Below are 17,717 nucleotides of genomic sequence, written 5' to 3' on the forward strand. Positions count from 1 at the left end.
CGTGTTACTGGAAGACAGAAGAAATTAGCCCTTGAGTGCCCCTGCAGTCATGCCTCCGACAAGCTGCTTCAGCCCGAAGAGCAGCAGGAGCAGAGAAGGCAGCAGTACGAGCACGACGCCGGCCAGCACCAGATTCCAGGAGGTCATCTCCTCGAATTGCAGCATGCTGACACCAATCTGTACGGTTCGCTTCTCGGGGGTATTGGTGACGAGCAGCGGCCACAGATACATGTTCCAATGATTCAGGAACGAATACACGCCAAGGGTTGCGAGCGCTGGCTTCGACAGCGGAAGCACCAGCCGGATGAAGGTACGCATATGGCCGCAGCCGTCGATCTTGGCAGCTTCGAATAGCTCCTTAGGCAGCTGCAAGAACCATTGCCGGAGCAGGAATGTGCCGAACGCCGTAGCCAGGAACGGGATGATCAGCGCTTCGTAGGTATCGAGCCAGCCCCAGCTTTTCACATTCAAGTAGTTGGGGATGACCGTCACTTCATACGGAATCATCATCGTGGACATGAACAACGAGAACAGCAGCGCCTTACCGTAAAACTTCAAGTAAGCAAAGGAGTACGCGGCGAGGCTTGCCGTCAGCAATTGACCGACCATGATGGCCGTAGCGACCAGGAAGCTGTTCATAATAAACCGGCCTACGGGAATCAAGGAGCCGACCTGGAGGAAATTTTCCAGATAGAAGCTGCCGGGAATAAACTTCGGTGGATAGGCCATGGACTCCGAGCTCGTCATGAAGGCGGCTGTGATCGCAAACAAGACCGGATACAGAATGGCTGCTGCCGCCACGGTAAGGAGCAAGTAAGCAAGCGTGCGCTGCAGACGGGCGATCATTGGTAATGCACCTTCCTTTCGAAGAAGCGGAATTGAATGATCGTCAGCACCAGTACGATGGCGAACAGCACGAGCGCTTCTGCGCTGCCTGTACCAAAGCGGAAATTCACGAACGCTTCGCGGTAAATGTTGAAGACCATGACATCCGTGCTGTTAACCGGACCGCCCTTGGTCAAGATATGGATCTGACCGAAGGATTGGAACGCTCCGATGACCGAGACGATGGCCGTAAAGAAGAGAGATGGCGACAGGAGCGGCAGCATGATGCTGAAGAAGGTGCGGATCGGGCCGGCGCCGTCAATTTTGGCGCTTTCGCTGATATCATCCGGGATGCTCTGCAGTCCGCTGACCAGCACGATATACGTGAAGCCGAGATTCATCCAGACGGTCATCAACGACACGGAGATCATCCCCCAGGCCGGATCCGTCAGCCAGTTGACGGGCTGCAGGCCAAGCACGGTCAGGAAGTAATTCAAGGTGCCGAGTGTCGGATGATAAAGCATCATCCAGATCACCGAGCCGGTACCTACGGAGATGGCGACGGGCAGCGAGAAGACGAACCGGAATACTTTCACGCCTCGTGTAGGCCTGTACGACAGAGCGGCTAACAGCAGAGCCACTATGATTCCGGTGGGCACGGTCCAAGCGGTGAAGGAGAGTGTCACGCCGAGGCTATTGTAGAACAGATCGGAGGCGAACAACTCCTTGAAGTTATCGAGACCGACATATTCCACGACACGTCCCCTAGGGTCTGTCAGCTGCATGCTCAGATAGACGGTTTTGAACAATGGATAAAAAAGAAATACGGCAAACAGCGCCAGGGAAGGCAGCAAAAAAGCATAAGCTAGTGCCTGCTCCTTGAACTTCGCAGCGCGGAGCGATTGTGAACGACCGGCAATTCCCGTCGATGGCAAGGCCCCTTCAGGGCGCGGTAGCACGGCGGGTTTCATGGACATGGTTCGAACCTCCTAGAGCTAACTTGTATAGACCTCCCTAATTATAAGCAGGGTCTGTTAACGGGATGTTAGCGTAATCTAAAGGAATTGTGGAGGCTGGTGTAAATTAAATCCATTTATTTGATGTGAAGGTGAAGATATTAAGGGGATAAAAGACGGCATTTGCCCAAAAAACTGTCTCCAAGGGCCAAGCTTTTTCGGTTACGGGGCGGTTCTATCAGAGCTGGTTTGTCAAAAATAACTGGGGTATCCAGCATTGTGGCGTTTGCAGGACTGCTCTAAGCATTGGCAAAATCCCCGATGCCATCGGAAGTCAAGCAATCAATCAAGGAGCCTGAGCGTTGCACGGCAGTGAACTGTGGATTTGCCAGGGCACGGTTCGTTAACTAGGACTCATGTTATATAAAAATAAATATATTAATAAATATTTAGAAAAAAACACAAGTAATCATCTTGCATCTTAGGAAATATTATGATAATTTAATTACAAAATCCAAAGTATTGGCTGAGCCGGAATAGCGGCTTGCTGGTAACATACGATCATGTGCGGAGGAACCGCCTGTATCATGCCTGTTTGGGCATGATCGGGCGGTTTTTTGTGTTAACTCAACAAGGAGTTGAACCTACGATGCGGAATTCGCCGCGAGGAATCAGGATAGGAGAACGGTTAGCCGGAAGATATCGAATCGTTTCTGCGCTGGGAAGCGGAGGGACGAGCAGGGTATTGCTGGCTGAAGACGAGAAGCTGCCCGGCAAGCGCTGGGCCGTGAAGGAACTGTTCGCAGGTGTACCGGCAGGACGGGAGCCGACCGCGGTCAACGGCCAAGAGGAGCTGGCAGTCCGGCAAGCCATGCTGGAAGAGGCAGACACGATGAGCCGTCTTGCTCATCCGAGCTTGCCGGATATCGTCGATATGGTCCCGCTGAACGATGACGGCTTTTTATATTTGATCATGGATTTCATTGAAGGGGAGACGCTGCAGGAACGATTTGTGCGTCTAGGGGGGAGGCTGGCAGCGGAGCCTGTCGTCGAGCTGGCCCTTCAGCTATGCGGCCTGCTTGATTACCTGCACACCTCCGGGCCGCAGCCAGTCATTCACCGTGATTTGAAGCCTTCCAATCTGATGATCGATGCGAACGGACGGGTTCGGCTGATCGATTTCGGTACAGCCAGACGCTTCAAGCCGGGGAGCGGCGGGGATACGGTTAATCTTGGCACGGTCGGCTTCGCTGCACCGGAACAGTATGACGGCAGACAGAGCGATGCCCGCACCGATCTGTATGGTCTTGGCGCCTTGATGTATTACCTGCTGAGCGGCGGAGCCCACTACGATCCGCTGATGTCAGGAGCAGGCCATCAGCGGACACTGCCTCCCGATCTGGAGCCGATCGTGCTGAAACTGCTGCGGGCCAGTCCCGCTGAGCGCTACGCTTCGGCAAAGGACGTGGCGGCGATACTGGGAGAGTGGCTCGCCGGGAGACGCGGCGGGGCCGTGTCGGCTGCGGGCAACGCCGGGGCTGCTGCCAGCTCCACGTGGACGCCGCCGCTGATCATCGCGGTCGGGTCATTGTATGCCGGCGCTGGTGCGACCTTCGTCGCACTGGCGCTGGCCCAGGCACTGCACGAGAGCGGCGTGCCGCATGCGCTGATTGAGCCGCCAACCGCACAGCCGGAGCTGGCCGCCCTGTTGTTCGCCGCCAAGAACGAGCCGGTGGGCTACCGCTACTATAATGAAGCGGCACAGGAGGGGGCAGCGTATGCCGGAGAGGTCCGCTGGGAAAGGGGCTGCACGCTCTGGCTGCCTGCCTCGGATCAGGGACCGCGGCATCTGGCCAAGCCCGGAGTCGGCGCGCAATCCTTTGGCGAAGCAGGAGCATGGCTCAAGCTGATCCATACGCTGCGCAGGCCGGTGACCATCGTCGATATCGGCGACCGCTGGGAGGAGCCGGAGGTGGAGGCACTGCTGGAGACAGCGACGGATATCGTCTATGTTGTCGATCCGCTGATCCACAAGCTGCAGCTTGCAGCGAGCGAACGCCGTCTGAGGATGCTGCTGGACGGGAAGCGCAGCAGCCGACGGCATGCAGTCGCCAATAAGTCCGTGGGGTCTGCCGAGCGAGCTTCCTGGTTACGGCTGCTGCCTGAGCCGCCAGCCTGTGTTCTCCCTGCGCTGGAACACAAGCTGCTAGCGGAGGCGGCATGGAACGGACGGCTGCCGACGGAGCACCCGCTCGTCTGGCCGGTGGTTCGTTATCCCGTACAGCAATGGATAAGCCGGCGGCTTCCTGTGGAGGCAGGCAAGAACGGCGGGGCCTTTGCTGCAGGGAACGCTTTATTTCGAAGATTCAGGGAATGGTTGAGGCCATCGCATGGAACAGAGAGAAGGGAGGAGTCGACGTGATGAATCGTTACCGTCATCGCTTGAGAAAGATGGTGCGGAGCTTGCTCAGAGCTTACCGTCTTCCATACCGGTATACGCCTGCTTGATGTTTAGCCAGAAGAGGAGGAAGCTTCGTTGTTGCATAAGCCATGGATGATCGGAGCGCTGGGGGTGCTGCTGATGAGCGTTTCGGTCGCAGGTTACTGGTATTTCATGAAGCATACGGAGATCTCGCTGCATACGGTTGAGACCGTGAAGCCGGTCCGCATGCTTCAGACCGGGGAAGCCATCGACGCTACGATGCTGCGGATCGTGCGTATTCCCCACGCTGCCCATGATCCCCGGGCGAGCACGGATCCGCAGCGACTGATTGGACGGCAAGTAGCTGTACCGATTTCCAGCGAGGAGGAGCTGAGCGATTGGAAGCTTACGGACATCCGGGTCACGCCGCTGCCTGTGGAGCGCTACTTCAGCTTCAAGACAGATGCCGTGATGAATGTCAATAATATGGTCAGGAGAGGCGATCGGGTGGACGTGTGGGTCGAATTCGACCAGCCTCGTATGATCGATACAGGTTCCCTGCAGCCGGCAGGCATCGGAGCCGTGAAGATCATCGAGCGACTGCCCGTGACCAGCGTGAAAACGGCAGAAGGAGTCGAAGTTGTGGATGTCGGCACGGTGGAAGCCATCGTCCTGCCTGACAAGGTGTCTCTGCAGGAGGCACGGTCGAAGCCGAACGGCAAGCCGGAGACGAATACGTACATCATGAGCGATGAGGTATACGAAGCGTTCGTGCTGGGCAGAATCGCAGGCACGGTTAAGCTGGCGCTCCCGGATCTAACTTCGCAGGCTAGCCGAGAGGGTGAAGGGAACGTGACGGAGGTGTTCACGCTGTTCAAGGAGGCCGATGCATTTTCAGTCAGGAAAGAACCGGCTAGGATAGGCTCAGAGCTTCCCGGTCAGCAGGCGAGGCCGGTAGGGACCGCGGGTGGAGCCCCAGGACAGATGTCTGCATCGCCCCCATCAGGAAAACCGGCCGGCACCGAGACCTTCAGAGAGGAGACAAAACGATGAGAACCTTATTAGCTATACCGGGCTATGGCGAAGGCAGCCTGACTGCGAATTCTGAGACTTCATTGGATCGCCGTACAGATGGACAAGCGGTCATCGTCTCCAGCCGGGAAGCTCTGCAGGCCCATCTGGACGATCCGCTGGAAGCGCTGGCTGTTCATGCGGGTATCTGGTATGACCGTTACCCGTGGGAATGGATGCCGCTGCTCCGCCGCAAACTGCCGCATGCCAGGCTGATGGTGGCGCAGGACGACTCGGTCTACGATTCGTTCCTGATGGAGGCCGTCTGCCGGCTCGGGGAATCGCTGGATATCCGCATCCTGCCTACGGGAGCAAGCCGAAGATCGGTGCTGCAAGCTTTTCACCGATTTGCGGCAGGTCAGGAATTGGCCGAAGAGAGAGACTCCAATCCGGCTGGGATCCGTATAGGGAAGCAAGGAAAAGTTATCACAGTTTGGTCGGCGGCAGCCAAGGATGGGGCGACGACGGTTGCCGTCAACACGGCGCTGGCGCTAGCGGCACAGGGAAAACTCAGCGTAGGGCTGGTAGATGCGAACCTCCGCAATCCCGAGGTTCATGCCTGCCTGAGCATGGCTACGGACGGAGCCTCTGCGTTCTCGCTGCGTTCCAAGCTGCAGACCCAGCGGCTAACGCGGGAGGAATTGCTCAGTGCCTGCCGGCTGTATAAGCAGCAGGGTCGCGTCCACGTGCTTCCCGGTTCTCCCCGCAGGGATACGGCGGTGGATATGACGCCCGAGATGATGGAGCATCTGATCGCGGCGGCACGGAGTGCCTTCGATGTTACAGTCATCGATGTCAGCGGCTCACCGGACAACGCCGCTACGATCGGAGCCGTGCGGGAGGCTGATGAACGCTGGCTAGTCGTCCAGAACCGGTATGCCTCCTACCGTTACGGCTGGGGCGAATGGTTTGCCTGCTTCTGGTCGTACTGCGGCTTGCTGCCACAGGATGTGTCGCTAGTCGTCAACCGGACCGCTGCGGCTGAACGACCCGAGCGGATCGCCGACTATCTGGGTATGCCGCTCGCGGCTGCACTTCCCAATGTGCCGGGCGGGCTGGGGCTACGGGCAGCGGATGAGGGTGTGCCGCTCTATGGACGGGCTGAGGCGTTAGTATTCTCGAAGCAGGTCGATCAGTTGGCAGCCAGGCTGTTCCCACCGGCCGGAAATGATATCCAGGTCCGGCTGTCGCTTGAGGCTGCGCCTAGACGCAAGCCGGGATGGTTCGACCGGCTGACGGCGCGCTTAGGGTGAGGAGGGGAATCGTTTGATGCGCACCCCACCTATGAAGGAGGAAGCCGGTCTGCGTCCACGGCTGCGTTTCGATCCGTCTCGCTATGTGAAGGATCTTACCCAGGCCGGAACTCCGTTTCTGCGCCATGACCGGATAGCGGGACGGAATGGAGTGGAGCCTGGAGGAGAGCGGCGGCTGCCGCTGTCCGAGGCGGCAGCCTTGCTGTACGAGCATCTGACCGAGCGTTCCAAGACAGATCAGGCTCTGTACGAGGATATTATCCATGCCGGTCTCGGGGAGCCGCTGGCACAGTGGCGAATGAAGGCCATGATCGAGTCGCTGCTGGTCGAGTATCGGATCCAGGTGACCGCCAGCACGCTCATCCATCCGCTGACGCCTACAGAGAGTATCTTCGCTGAGACCTGTGGAACGAGCTTGATCGAGGACTTGTACCGGCTGGACGATGTAGAGGAGGTTCAAGTCATCGGCCGGGATATTTTCCTGCTGAAGGGCGGGAGAATGGAACGTCACACCCGGATGTTCGGTTCGCTGGATGAGGTGCTGCGTCTGCAGGACCGGCTGGCGCTGTGCGGGCGGAAACCGATCAATGAACGGCAGCCGTTCGTCCAGTCGTATATGTGGAACCGGTCGCGTCTGGTCATGACACGTCCTCCGTATTCGGACGTACCGAGTATTCATATTCGTAATTTCATCGTTCGCGATGTGACGCTGGGTCAGCTTGTCGGGCTGGGGACGATCGACGGGAAGATGGAGGAGCTGCTGAGGCTGCTGGTCCGCCATCATGCTAGCCTGCTGATCGGAGGCGGAACGGCTACCGGGAAAACGACGTTTTTATTCGCTCTGGCAGCCGAAATCCCGGAGCACGAGCGGATTCGGACGCTGGAGAAGGAATTCGAGGTTGCCCTGCGGGAGCGGCTGAGAGGCTCACGCAATATTTTAGCCGTGCGGGAGGTCGAGGATATCCGGCTGTCGATGGAGGAGTCCTTTAAGCCGCTGCTGGTCATGAGTCCTCACTGGGTGATCGTCGGCGAGGCCAAGGGCTCGGAGGTATCCCAGATGGTGCAGGGCGCGCTGCGGGGACATGACATGATGGGGACGATGCATACGAAATACCGGGATTCGTTTCTGAGCGACGTCGTGGATATGATCAAGCAGGATGGCCGCCACCACGATACAGGGGATACGATGCGGCGGGTGGCCCGGGCCTTTAACATTTTGATTTTCTTGCGAATTGTCCAGGTGGGGGGCCGGCCGGTGCGCGTCGTGACTGAAATTACCGAGCTGTCGGTAGACGAGCTTCAGGAGGTCTCGGTGCGGCCGATTGTGGAATGGAACTACCGGACACAAACGTGGCGATTTACCGGTCAGACGTTCAGCCGCTCGCTGGTGGACCACTTGCTGGCCAATGGGGCGGACCCGGATGATTTCTCCAGGCTGGGGGTTTGGGATACATGCTGGACCGACTGATTCCCGATTCGATCATCTGGATGGAGACGGTAAAGCCAGCATTGCTTGGGATTTGGATCATCGGCTCATTAGGAGTTTTCCTTCCTCTGGCCCGCGCGCTTGCCGCCGCCTGGACCTACCGACGCCGTCATCCGGCGCTCTATCGGTATGCGGGACGTGGCCAGGAGCAGCGAGGTCTGTCGCGGCTTGCTGCCAAACCGCTCAAGCATCTTCGCGAGGAGCTGGACCTAGCCGAACTGAACATGGGAGCAGAGTTTTTACTGATGGCGATGCTGACACTGATGCTGGTCGGTTTCTTCGGTTCGGATGCTTTGCTGCAGGCGATGTCCCGGCAAGTAGCTCTGGGCAGCGGACCGATTCAGGGCGTGCACATCTGGTCACTCAGCGGCATGATCGGCCTGCTGGCGGGAGCTGTCCCGTATTTTCTGATCCGCTTCCGCGTGATGCGCAAGCGTCAGCGAATTGCGATGCGTATGATTATGCTTGTCCAGAATCTGATCGGCCACTACCGGGCGCGACTCACGTTGGCTGACATGATCGTAAGCAGCGCAGACACGATGCCTGATGAGGTGAGGGCAGAATGGAGGCGGCTGGAGCTGGGGCTGCATATGAAATCCATTGACCAGGCGTTCTACGAGTTTGCTCGGCGCGTGGATAACGAGTGGGCGCATGATCTGACCGATCTGCTGCTGATTGGAGCCCAGTACGGGACGGATATGACAGAGTCTCTGCATCACCTGGTCAACAAAATGCAGGCCTCCAAGCGGCACGAGGAAAATCGTCTGGCGATGATCACGGTGTACCGGCTCGGCACGACCTTCATGGTCGGATTCGCCTTCTTCGTTATCGGATTCAACGTATATGCCGATCCCGTCAATTACAGCCGCTACTTCGTCGAGCAGGGAGGAAAGCTGCTGCTGCTGTTCGCGATCGCCGTCATGTTTGTCTCGATGGTGCTCGTTATCCGGACGGGTAGAAAGGCATATTGAGTGGGACCGTTTCTTAATCTGCTAAATCATAAAGGAGGTGAAATATATGCATGCAAACGGTGAAGCGGCGGGTGCTCTCCCGGCTTCGGAGTATGATTTCGGCCTGGCTGCGGGTCTCCCGGGTTATGCTTGGCTAATCTTGTTCGCTGTCGGCAGCTCGTTGCTGGCTTATGCGGCCACCCGCCCGCTTCGCCGTCTGGATGGAGGTCGCCTTGCCTATATGAGGGAGCGGCTCCGGCGGTATGTCCCGCCAACGGGGCGCAAGGACTCCCGGTCGATTTCGGCCAGGCAAGCGCAGCAGGCTCGGGTCTATGCGGACAAGGCGCGCCTGGCCGGGCTGTCTGCCTATTGGACCCGGCAGCGCTTCGGACAGGTGCGGCTCTTGTCGCTGCTGACCTTAGTTGCGCTGGCGGTGCTATCCCAGACCTTGCTGGCCCCGCCGGGCTCTGCTCCGTCCAGCTCCTGGACGGTCCTCCTAAAGCTGGCATTTGCCGGTCTGGCGGGGTGGTCATTGCCCAGCTTATGGCTGACAGCGGCAGCCCGTGGACGCAGGGCCAAGCTGCTAATGGAGATCGCCAAGCTATCTCACCGCCTGTCCGTGTGTGTGAATGATCGGGCTGATATGCGGGAGCTGCTCGTCCGTGCAGGCCGTCCGCTTGTGCTGCTGAAGCCTCCGCTGCAGGAGCTCGCCGTGATGTGGGGCAAAGACCGGAGGCTGGCGATTCGCAGGTTCCGCGAGAGCGTAGGCATCACGGAGGCGTTCCCGCTTGTCAATGCGCTGGAGGCAGTCAGCCGGGCCGATCCGCATGAAATCGCCAAGGTTCTGAAGGAGCAGACGGCCGGGATCGAAGCGACGCTGGGCGCGGAGCGGGACCGCCAGCTGGAGAATGCCCCCGTGTGGATCAGCTTCTATATTATGATACCGTTCGCGGTCATTGTGGTGCTTTTCTTATACCCATGGCTGATTACGATTTCGGAACAGCTGATGACAAGCTTTGAGGGATAGCGAGCATGCAGGGAGGTAATCATGTCGAAATTGATTGTGGCCGTTCTGTTGACGGTGCTGCTCGGAGGGGCTGCACTATATGTCGTTGGCGGACAACTGGCACCAGCTGCCACAGGGGCGGGCAGCCGAACGCAGACCCGGATTCAAGATGCATTTAATTGAAGGAAAGGATGAGGATAAATGGGGAAATTGGTCATTGCATGCTTATTGACAGTACTGCTGGGAGGAGCGGCTATGTTCGTAGCAGGTACGAAGGTAGGTCCAGCCGTAGGTACGAAGGGAACAGCCTTGAACACGAGTATTACAACGGCGACCGTCAACCAGACGGACGGCAAAGTAACGGCGACCGCGCCTTGACCGATGAGCAAGCTGGTTACACTTTGCCTGCTCGTTGTGCTCGTGTTCGGTATTGCGGTCTTCATATTCCGGCCGGGTCCTGGCGGCATCCAGGCCCAGCTTCGGGACGGGCATTCCACCATGACCCAGAAAATCCGCAGCTTCGATTACGTCAGCAACTGACAGGCGTGAGGCTTGGAACGCGAGCGAGGGTGAGAGAGGCCGTCAAAGGCTTCGTTAGAGACGAGCGAGGGATGTCCAATGTGCTCGTAACCCTGATGATCATGCCGGTGCTGTTGTTTCTATCTTTTGCGATCGTGCCGTTCTTTGTCTTCGCGATGAAAGCGAACCATCTGAACACACTGGCTAATCATGCGCTGAAAGAAGCGGAAGCGATCGGCTACGTCAGTACGGATGTGCGCAGCCGACTGAACGGCCGGCTGTCCAGTCTGGGGATGGGAGCGGTCAGCGTGGGCGGAACGGGATACCCATCCTATACGGGAAGTACGTCAGCTCTGGTACGCCGGGATGCGGCCGATCCCACGGTAAAGCTGGAGCTCACGTATCCCGCCCCCAATATAACCCGGATCGTCCGTGCGATCCGCGGAGAAGGGGGAGCCTCGGGACATGAAGGGTTTTATCATATTGTCTTGTACGGGCGGAGCGAGGCGTATGAATGATTGTACGTAAGGAAGCATTCATACCCCGCGTGCAGCTCCGACACCGACTCCGATTCCGCAGCGAGCGGGGAGGCGTGCATATCCTGCTCATGGCGCTGCTGGCGATTATTCCTGCCGTCCTCCTGTGGGGCACGGCCTGGAACTGGCTGCTTCATGCGCACACGATCTCCAAGTCCAAGCCGATGCTGGATCAGGCGACGAGGGCTGCTTCGATGAGCATCGATCCCGTGCAGGCCTCCATGGGCAGAATTGTCTGGAACGAAACGGAGGGCCGGTCAGAGTTCTTCCGCTATCTCAGGCTTAACTTCAAGCTGGCGGCGGACCTGAAGCCACTGCCGGGCAGCCCCATGGATGCGGCTCCGGTTATCCATCGGCTGGAATACGCAGAGTCTCCCGCTTACCCGTCTACCTTGACACGGTCCATCACGGTGCATGCAGGATCAGACCGGCAGACGACGCGCAGCGTACAGGTTACTTTGTATGGGCCATCTGTCGTGGCAATTATGGAGTTTGGCAGGCAGCAGCTTGGGCAGGGAAGGGAAGAGCCAATTGTACTCAGCAGCGTAGCCAGTGTGCGTTTTCGCTAGAGTCAGGCAATAGAAGAGGAATTCGCTAGCTGTTCAATAGCTGCGGTTCCCCCGTATGGCTGCATATCCGAAGGCGAAGAACCCAACTTAAGGGCGCTTCGCCCTTTGCATTTTACGGACGCACCCGGTAATGTAAAGGAAAAGACGGTTTTCAGGCAAACAGCCAGCCGAGAACCGGAACGAAAGGCGTGGGCAGAAGTCATGAAGGTAAACAGGCAGGAGTACGACGGACGGATACGCCGTCTGCAGACGCAGTTGCAGCATAGCGGGCTGGACGGGATGCTCGTGGCGCAAAATGTGGATCTATACTATTTGACAGGCTCCATGCAAACCGGCTACCTCCTGGTGCCAGTGGAGGGAGAGCCTCGCTTTCTCGTGCGGCGCAGCGTAGCGAGAGCGGTGGAGGAGTCCGTATGGCCTGTTCTCCCTCTTGGCTCGCTTCGCGAGCTGGCCCTTCAGCTCGGAGAATTATTCCCTGGCCGGTCTGCTGCAAGCGGGCTGGGGGGACTCACGCTGGCGGCCGAATTCGATGTGCTGCCGGTTCAGCAGTACCAGCGTCTGCAGCAGGCGCTGCCTGCCGTTCAATGGAAGGACGGCTCTGCCATGATCCGTGAGCTCCGTATGCTCAAGTCGGAGCTGGAGCTGGCCCTTATCCGGCAGGCGGCACAACTGGTCGACGAGGCGTTTGAGGATATGCTAGGCTGGCTGCAGCCGGGTATACGCGAGCTGGATGTGATGGCACGTATCGAGACTTATATGCGGCAGCGGGGGCATATCGGCGTGATGAGGCTGCGCGGGTTCAATCAGTCCGTGATCACCGGGATGATTGGAGCGGGATCGGCGGCGGCAGCACCGACTTACTTCGACGGCCCTGCCGGAGGTCTGGGGCTGGGCGCCTTCTGTCCGCAGAGCGTCAGCCTGCGGCCCATCGAACGGGACGAGCCGATCCTGATCGACATCGGCTGCTGTGTAGAAGGTTACGTCATCGATCAGACGCGAACGGTCGTCATCGGCAAGCTGGAACCGGAGCTGGAGCAGGCCTATGAACAGTCCGAGCGGATTATCCGCTACACCGAGTCGCTGCTGAAGCCGGGCGAGATCTGCGAACGGCTGTATGCCGAGTCGGTGCGGCTGGCGGATGAGGCCGATTTAGCCGGGCATTTCATGGGGTATGGTGCGGATCAGGTCCGCTTCCTCGGACATGGCATCGGTCTTGAGATCGACGAGTGGCCGGTGCTGGCTAGAGGCTTCCGCCACGAGCTTCAGCCCGGGATGGTGCTTGCCATCGAGCCGAAGTTTACATTCCCCGGACGCGGAGTCGTTGGCATTGAGAATAGCTACGCAGTGACCGAGCATGGGTTCGAGAAGTTAAGCGTTACCCGTGAAGGGCTGATCCGTTTGTAGTAGGAGCCGAGACGGTCTGGCCTGCCAGTCCTTCAAACTACCCCTGCTTTCCCTGTGTCTGCGTGACAAGCCGGATGTGGGCGAGATGATGCCGCCCGTGCCAGGCGTAGGTGCCGATCGCCTGAGCAAGCGTGACGGTGCCGCTATCCGGGTGCAGGAATGCCCGGCTCAGCTCCTCCGGGGTCAGCGATTCCAACAGCAGCGTCCAGCGGGCATGAAGCTGGTCGAGCAAGCCAAGGGACAGCTCGACCGGTGCCTGCAGGGTATCGGGCAGCTCCGCCCAGCTTTCCTCGCGATAAGGCTTGATCGTCGGCAGCTCTTCCGTCAGCGCGAGCTTGAAGCGGACAAAGCTGTTCATATGGCTATCGGCCAGATGATGAACGACCTGCCGGACGGTCCAGCCCCCAGGGCGGTATGGCAGGTCGATTTTATCGGCAGCAGCCTTACTCAATTCCGTCCGCAAGTCTTTGGGGAGTGCTCGTATATCCTCGATCCAGCCCTTTATTTCGTCTAAATCCGGCTGTACAGGAGCTTGGAACCGCCCGATCGGAAATTGCAGTGCCTCTATGCTCATTCGCTTCATCTTCCTTCCTCTTGTTGGAGTTTATTGTTTTATATAACTTGGACGCAAGACATCCAGAATCTGTTTCTTTCGTTTATACCTTGAGAGATCCTGTTGTTTTCTTGGCATCGAACACGTTGCATTCCGATCAGCTCGAAAGGCCACTCCATAAGAGCGGCTCTTTGCTGCTGTGGCATTTCTTATCCTCTACTGGACGTGACAATCATCTGACCTATCCTAGTATGGTTGTGCCTTAGCCTTGGCCGGCATTCAAGCCCTCATTCTCCTCTTCTTCATTCTCATCTTCGATCCAGGCGCGGGACCATTTCTCGATCTCCCTAACGGCCGGACTTAGCGCCAGCCCTTTTTCCGTTAACGCGTATACGATTCGGGCAGAGGAATCCACGATCATTTCACGCTTGACGATATGATCCTCCTCCAGCTCTTTCAGCCGTTCGGACAATAATCTCTTGCTGATTCCGATCACCGACTGAATTTCACCGAAGCGCTGCGGGCCGGACTGGAGCTGATATATAATCAGGCACGTCCAGCGCTTATTAAGAATTTGAAGACCTTTCTCGACCTTGTAACATAAGCGGGAACTCATCGCTGAGCTTCACCTCCTAGTGGATTCGTTGGGCAGTTCTTATACGGAACTACCGCTATTACGGGTTTTCCTAATGTATGCAGACCTCATGAAGTCAATATCTATTAATCCAATAATATTACTTGACAATAATAATGATAAACCATAAGATACTATTTGTACACAAGGTTACTAAATATAACCATGGTTTTAAAACGAGTATAACTGACCAGACCACTGGAAGCGAAATCGTGCGTTTTTTTGCGCATAGTTTCGTTTTTTTTTATTTCGATAGACATACGATCTCTGGGAGGGAAAGCAAATGACAGATCAGGAGCAACTTCATCTTCGGGCGGATGTGTTAGTGATCGGAGGAGGCCCCGCCGGAACGTGGGCGGCCATCGCTGCAGCCAGGGAAGGCGCCAGTGTCATCTTGGCTGATAAAGGCTACTGCGGAACGAGCGGAGCCACCGCTCCATCGGGGACTGGCGTATGGTATGTAGAGCCCACCCCCCAGCTTAGAGAGGAAGCCATGGACAGCCGCCTGGCGCTCGGCGGGCATCTTGCCCAATTCGATTGGATGAAGCGCGTGCTTGACCTCACCTATCGCAATATGAACTGGCTTGGGGACTGGGGGTATACGTTCCCTTTGGATGAGACAGGCTTACCGCAGCGTCAGAGCCTACAAGGTCCGGATTATATGAGGCTGATGCGAAAGCAAGTGCGCAAGGCCGGGGTACGCATCCTCGATCACAGCCCGGCTCTGGAGCTGCTTGCAGACGAGCACGGGGTAGCAGGAGCCGCTGGTGTCCAGCTTCAGAACAACCGGCCGTGGCGGGTGGATGCTGCAGCTGTGGTCATCGCAACCGGAGGCTGCGCTTTTCTGAGCAAAGCGCTGGGGACGAATGTGCTGACGGGGGATGGCTACTTGCTGGCAGCCGAGGCAGGTGCTCATCTGTCCGGCATGGAATTTTCCACGGCCTTCTCCATCGCACCGGCTTTTTCTCCCGTGACAAAGGCAGCCTTCTATAACTGGGCGACCTTCTATGACGAGGAGGGGCGGAAGATCGAAGGTGCAGGCTCCAAGAAGGGCCGATCTGTCATTGCCAGAACGCTGATGGCGAACCAGAAGGTGTACGCGCGACTGGATCGAGCGGACGACGAGCTGCGTCGGGCTATGCGGAAGGCGCAGCCGAACTTCTTCCTGTCCTTTGACCGGCTGCAGATCGACCCGTTCACGCAGAAGTTCCCGGTCACGCTCCGGTATGAAGGGACCGTTCGAGGAACCGGCGGGATTCAAATCGTGGATGAGCACTGCGCGACGACGGTACCGGGACTTTACGCTGCTGGGGATGCGGCCACCCGGGAGCTAATCTGCGGCGGGTTTACCGGCGGGGGCAGCCACAACGCGGCATGGGCCATGTCTTCGGGGTATTGGTCTGGAGAAGGAGCGGCTCGCTTCGCGTTGAAGCTCGGAGATAAGGGTGCGGACCGGGGAGCCCGGCGCCTCTCTGAACATACGGGGGTACCCACACGTTCCACGGAAGCTAAAGATGCACTGCGCGTCGAGGAAGCGGTGCAGCTCGTCCAGGACGAGGTCTTCCCGCTCGATCGCAACTGGTTCCGCACTGGAGCGAAGCTGGAAGAGTCGCAGAAACGGCTAGATCGGGTATGGAGTGAGTTAAAGCAAGGGCTGCAAACGAAGGATGGAGGCGGGTATAAGGTCCGCGAAGCGGCTGCTATGACGGCGACTGCCAGATGGATGTACGCCAGTGCGCTCCAAAGAACGGAAACCCGGGGGATGCATCGCCGCGAGGATTTCCCTCAGCTGGATCCGAGCCAGCACTACCGCTTGCTGAGCGGAGGCCTTGATCAAGTTTGGGTGAAAGCTTTGAGCCGTGAGCCGGCCTCTGCTCCATTTTAAGTGAAGGAGAGAAGCAGATGATTGAGCTGTTAAGTAAGGAGCGCTGCATAAGCTGCAACCAGTGCGTGTCCGTATGTCCGACTAACGTATTTGAAAAAACGGAAGGCGGCATTCCCGTGATTGCCCGGCAATCGGACTGCCAAAGCTGCTTCATGTGCGAGCTGTACTGCCCGGTCGATGCGCTGTATGTGACGCCGATGGCCGAAGAGAACGTCGAGGTCGGGGAGCTGGAGGTTGCCCAGCTTGGGCTGCTTGGAAGCTACCGGGAGAGTCTGGGCTGGGGCCAAGGCAGAAAGCCGACGGTTTCGCAGGACGCTTCGTACTATATTTTCCGCAGATCGCATGAAGATCATTAGAACGAACCTAGCCAGATAGCCGATATTCCATGTAAGGAGTTTGATGACGTTGACCACCATTTCGCTTCAACCCGACGCAGCCCTTTCGACGCTGCTTCATATTTTAGACGAGCAGGCTCCATTGTCCGACGAGACGGGCCAAACAAGGCCGGAATCGTTAAGCGCTCTGCGCCAGTCCGGGATCTTAGGCAGCATTGTGCCCCGTGAATATGGGGGCGGCGGACAGACGCTGCTGGATGCCGCCCGCCTGATCGAGAAAGTAGCTACCGTCGATCCATCGATTGCTATCGTGCTGCATCAGCATTTTCTGGTAGTGACTAGCTTGGTGAACAAGGGCAGCGAGAAGCAGAAGCAAACGTATCTGCCCGCTCTGGCAAGCGGCGAGCTAGTTGCAGCTTCAGCTTGGTCGGAGAGCGGTTCGGGCGGCAAGCAAACCGTCGGTATCCGGCAAGACGACGGAAGCTGGGTCATTGATGGTGTGAAAACCTTCACGACGGGAGCAGGGCTCGCCGATTTGTACCTGGTGCTGGTCACCACGGAGCAGAGCCATGAAGAATCGCCCAAGGGAGCAGCCAGTCAGACCTTTTTCCTGATCGAGAAAGATCAGGTCGTCGCAGTCGGCGCCGAAACGGGGCTGTCCGGCATGCGCGGATCGTCTACCCGCTATATCGAATTCCACAGCACAGTGGTGACGGCCGATCATGTACTCGGTGAAGTAGGCGGCAGCGGGGCGGTCAAGGTTGCGCTTCGCGAGAGCGGGCTTTCCTTGGGTGCAATCTCTGTGGGCATCAGCGAGGCGGCTTTTCAGATTGCGCTCGACTATGCGAAGAAGAAAGGCTTGTCCGGAAGCCAGTCGCTGCAAGTACGGCTGTCCGAGCTTCATATGTGGATCGACGCGGCCCGCTCGCTTGTTGAGAAGGTAGCCTCGCGCAGCAGCGGCAACCTCAAAGCCAGCGCCAGCCACTCCAAGATTCTGGCTTCCGACGTGAGCGAGAAGGTATGCCGCGAGGTGCAGCAGATCGTAGGCGGAAGCGGGTATATCCGAGGCCATAAAATCGAACGGCTGTATCGTGATGCCAGAGGGGTTACGCTGATGGGGCCGGTTAACTATCTGGCTCGCGAGATGGTCGGCCGGGAGCTGGTCAGCGAGCCGTACCGAGGCTAGCGCCCGCAGGATCTGGAAGGATGTTTCTAGGATGACTGCCGACTGAAAGGTGGAAGATGATCTTCTCTCAATTAAAAACCAAGTAATACTATAAAAAAAGTAGTAAATAAAATTTTGGAGGTGAGCA

At 57.8% G+C, this 17,717-nt stretch carries 19 protein-coding genes; 15 read left to right on the forward strand and 4 right to left on the reverse strand.

Going from position 1 to position 17,717, the window contains the following annotated elements:
• Nucleotides 1-24: 24 nt before the first annotated feature.
• Both WMW72_RS30435 and WMW72_RS30440 read right to left on the reverse strand, forming a co-directional pair.
• Nucleotides 25-846, reverse strand: coding sequence for a carbohydrate ABC transporter permease (locus tag WMW72_RS30435; protein ID WP_341419351.1), 822 nt, complete (start codon nt 844-846; stop codon nt 25-27).
• The gene (locus WMW72_RS30440; RefSeq protein ID WP_341419397.1) at nt 843-1,796 is read right to left on the reverse strand and encodes a carbohydrate ABC transporter permease; all 954 of its coding nucleotides are present in this window, start codon (nt 1,794-1,796) and stop codon (nt 843-845) included. Before WMW72_RS30440 ends, WMW72_RS30435 begins: the two co-directional genes overlap by 4 nt.
• Before the next feature lie 634 nt (nt 1,797-2,430).
• On the opposite strand from WMW72_RS30440, the gene WMW72_RS30445 reads away from it, so the two are divergent.
• The 12 genes from WMW72_RS30445 to WMW72_RS30500 all read left to right on the forward strand — a co-directional run bounded on the left by WMW72_RS30445 (nt 2,431) and on the right by WMW72_RS30500 (nt 12,997).
• Complete coding sequence (locus WMW72_RS30445; protein WP_341419352.1) at nt 2,431-4,203, forward strand: serine/threonine protein kinase; 1,773 nt, start codon at nt 2,431-2,433, stop codon at nt 4,201-4,203.
• A 117-nt stretch (nt 4,204-4,320) separates the two neighbouring features.
• Nucleotides 4,321-5,256, forward strand: coding sequence for a CpaB family protein (locus tag WMW72_RS30450; protein ID WP_341419353.1), 936 nt, complete (start codon nt 4,321-4,323; stop codon nt 5,254-5,256).
• The gene (locus WMW72_RS30455) at nt 5,253-6,527 is read left to right on the forward strand and encodes a CpaE/TadZ family protein (RefSeq protein WP_341419354.1); all 1,275 of its coding nucleotides are present in this window, start codon (nt 5,253-5,255) and stop codon (nt 6,525-6,527) included. Before WMW72_RS30450 ends, WMW72_RS30455 begins: the two co-directional genes overlap by 4 nt.
• A 16-nt stretch (nt 6,528-6,543) precedes the next feature.
• Nucleotides 6,544-7,995 (forward strand): ATPase, T2SS/T4P/T4SS family, encoded by a 1,452-nt coding sequence (locus tag WMW72_RS30460; RefSeq protein WP_341419355.1) that lies wholly within the window; start codon nt 6,544-6,546, stop codon nt 7,993-7,995.
• On the forward strand, nt 7,980-8,984 hold the full coding sequence (locus tag WMW72_RS30465; protein WP_341419356.1) for a type II secretion system F family protein: 1,005 nt from the start codon (nt 7,980-7,982) through the stop codon (nt 8,982-8,984). Before WMW72_RS30460 ends, WMW72_RS30465 begins: the two co-directional genes overlap by 16 nt.
• A 46-nt stretch (nt 8,985-9,030) precedes the next feature.
• Nucleotides 9,031-9,990, forward strand: a complete 960-nt coding sequence (locus WMW72_RS30470) for a hypothetical protein (RefSeq protein WP_341419357.1) — start codon at nt 9,031-9,033, stop codon at nt 9,988-9,990.
• A 21-nt stretch (nt 9,991-10,011) separates the two neighbouring features.
• The gene (locus WMW72_RS30475) at nt 10,012-10,152 is read left to right on the forward strand and encodes a hypothetical protein (RefSeq protein ID WP_341419358.1); all 141 of its coding nucleotides are present in this window, start codon (nt 10,012-10,014) and stop codon (nt 10,150-10,152) included.
• Nucleotides 10,153-10,170: 18 nt separating this feature from the next.
• Nucleotides 10,171-10,347 carry a hypothetical protein gene (locus WMW72_RS30480; protein WP_341419359.1) on the forward strand — a complete coding sequence of 59 codons (177 nt, stop codon included), beginning with the start codon at nt 10,171-10,173 and terminating at the stop codon, nt 10,345-10,347.
• 3 nt (nt 10,348-10,350) lie between these two features.
• Nucleotides 10,351-10,509, forward strand: a complete 159-nt coding sequence (locus WMW72_RS30485) for a hypothetical protein (RefSeq protein ID WP_341419360.1) — start codon at nt 10,351-10,353, stop codon at nt 10,507-10,509.
• 5 nt (nt 10,510-10,514) lie between these two features.
• Nucleotides 10,515-11,006 (forward strand): hypothetical protein, encoded by a 492-nt coding sequence (locus WMW72_RS30490; RefSeq protein WP_341419361.1) that lies wholly within the window; start codon nt 10,515-10,517, stop codon nt 11,004-11,006.
• Nucleotides 11,003-11,593: a hypothetical protein gene (locus tag WMW72_RS30495; protein WP_341419362.1), complete on the forward strand. Its 591-nt coding sequence runs from the start codon at nt 11,003-11,005 to the stop codon at nt 11,591-11,593. Before WMW72_RS30490 ends, WMW72_RS30495 begins: the two co-directional genes overlap by 4 nt.
• Before the next feature lie 201 nt (nt 11,594-11,794).
• On the forward strand, nt 11,795-12,997 hold the full coding sequence (locus tag WMW72_RS30500) for a M24 family metallopeptidase (RefSeq protein ID WP_341419363.1): 1,203 nt from the start codon (nt 11,795-11,797) through the stop codon (nt 12,995-12,997).
• Between the two features lie 37 nt (nt 12,998-13,034).
• Here the strand turns inward: WMW72_RS30500 and WMW72_RS30505 are convergent, their stop codons facing one another.
• Nucleotides 13,035-13,571 carry a YfiT family bacillithiol transferase gene (locus WMW72_RS30505; protein WP_341419398.1) on the reverse strand — a complete coding sequence of 179 codons (537 nt, stop codon included), beginning with the start codon at nt 13,569-13,571 and terminating at the stop codon, nt 13,035-13,037.
• Between the two features lie 241 nt (nt 13,572-13,812).
• Nucleotides 13,813-14,166 (reverse strand): winged helix-turn-helix transcriptional regulator, encoded by a 354-nt coding sequence (locus WMW72_RS30510; RefSeq protein ID WP_341419364.1) that lies wholly within the window; start codon nt 14,164-14,166, stop codon nt 13,813-13,815.
• A 301-nt stretch (nt 14,167-14,467) separates the two neighbouring features.
• On the opposite strand from WMW72_RS30510, the gene WMW72_RS30515 reads away from it, so the two are divergent.
• Genes WMW72_RS30515 through WMW72_RS30525 form a run of 3 tightly spaced genes read left to right on the forward strand, consistent with a single transcriptional unit; the run spans nt 14,468 to nt 17,590 of the window.
• A complete protein-coding gene (locus WMW72_RS30515) occupies nt 14,468-16,069 on the forward strand; it encodes an FAD-dependent oxidoreductase (protein ID WP_341419365.1) in 1,602 nt (533 codons plus the stop codon).
• Between the two features lie 17 nt (nt 16,070-16,086).
• Nucleotides 16,087-16,425, forward strand: coding sequence for a 4Fe-4S binding protein (locus tag WMW72_RS30520; protein ID WP_341419366.1), 339 nt, complete (start codon nt 16,087-16,089; stop codon nt 16,423-16,425).
• Nucleotides 16,426-16,474: 49 nt separating this feature from the next.
• Complete coding sequence (locus tag WMW72_RS30525) at nt 16,475-17,590, forward strand: acyl-CoA dehydrogenase family protein (RefSeq protein ID WP_341419367.1); 1,116 nt, start codon at nt 16,475-16,477, stop codon at nt 17,588-17,590.
• The last annotated feature ends 127 nt before the right edge of the window (nt 17,591-17,717 follow it).

Source organism: Paenibacillus filicis, assembly GCF_038070315.1.
Lineage (GTDB): Bacteria > Bacillota > Bacilli > Paenibacillales > NBRC-103111 > Paenibacillus_G > Paenibacillus_G filicis.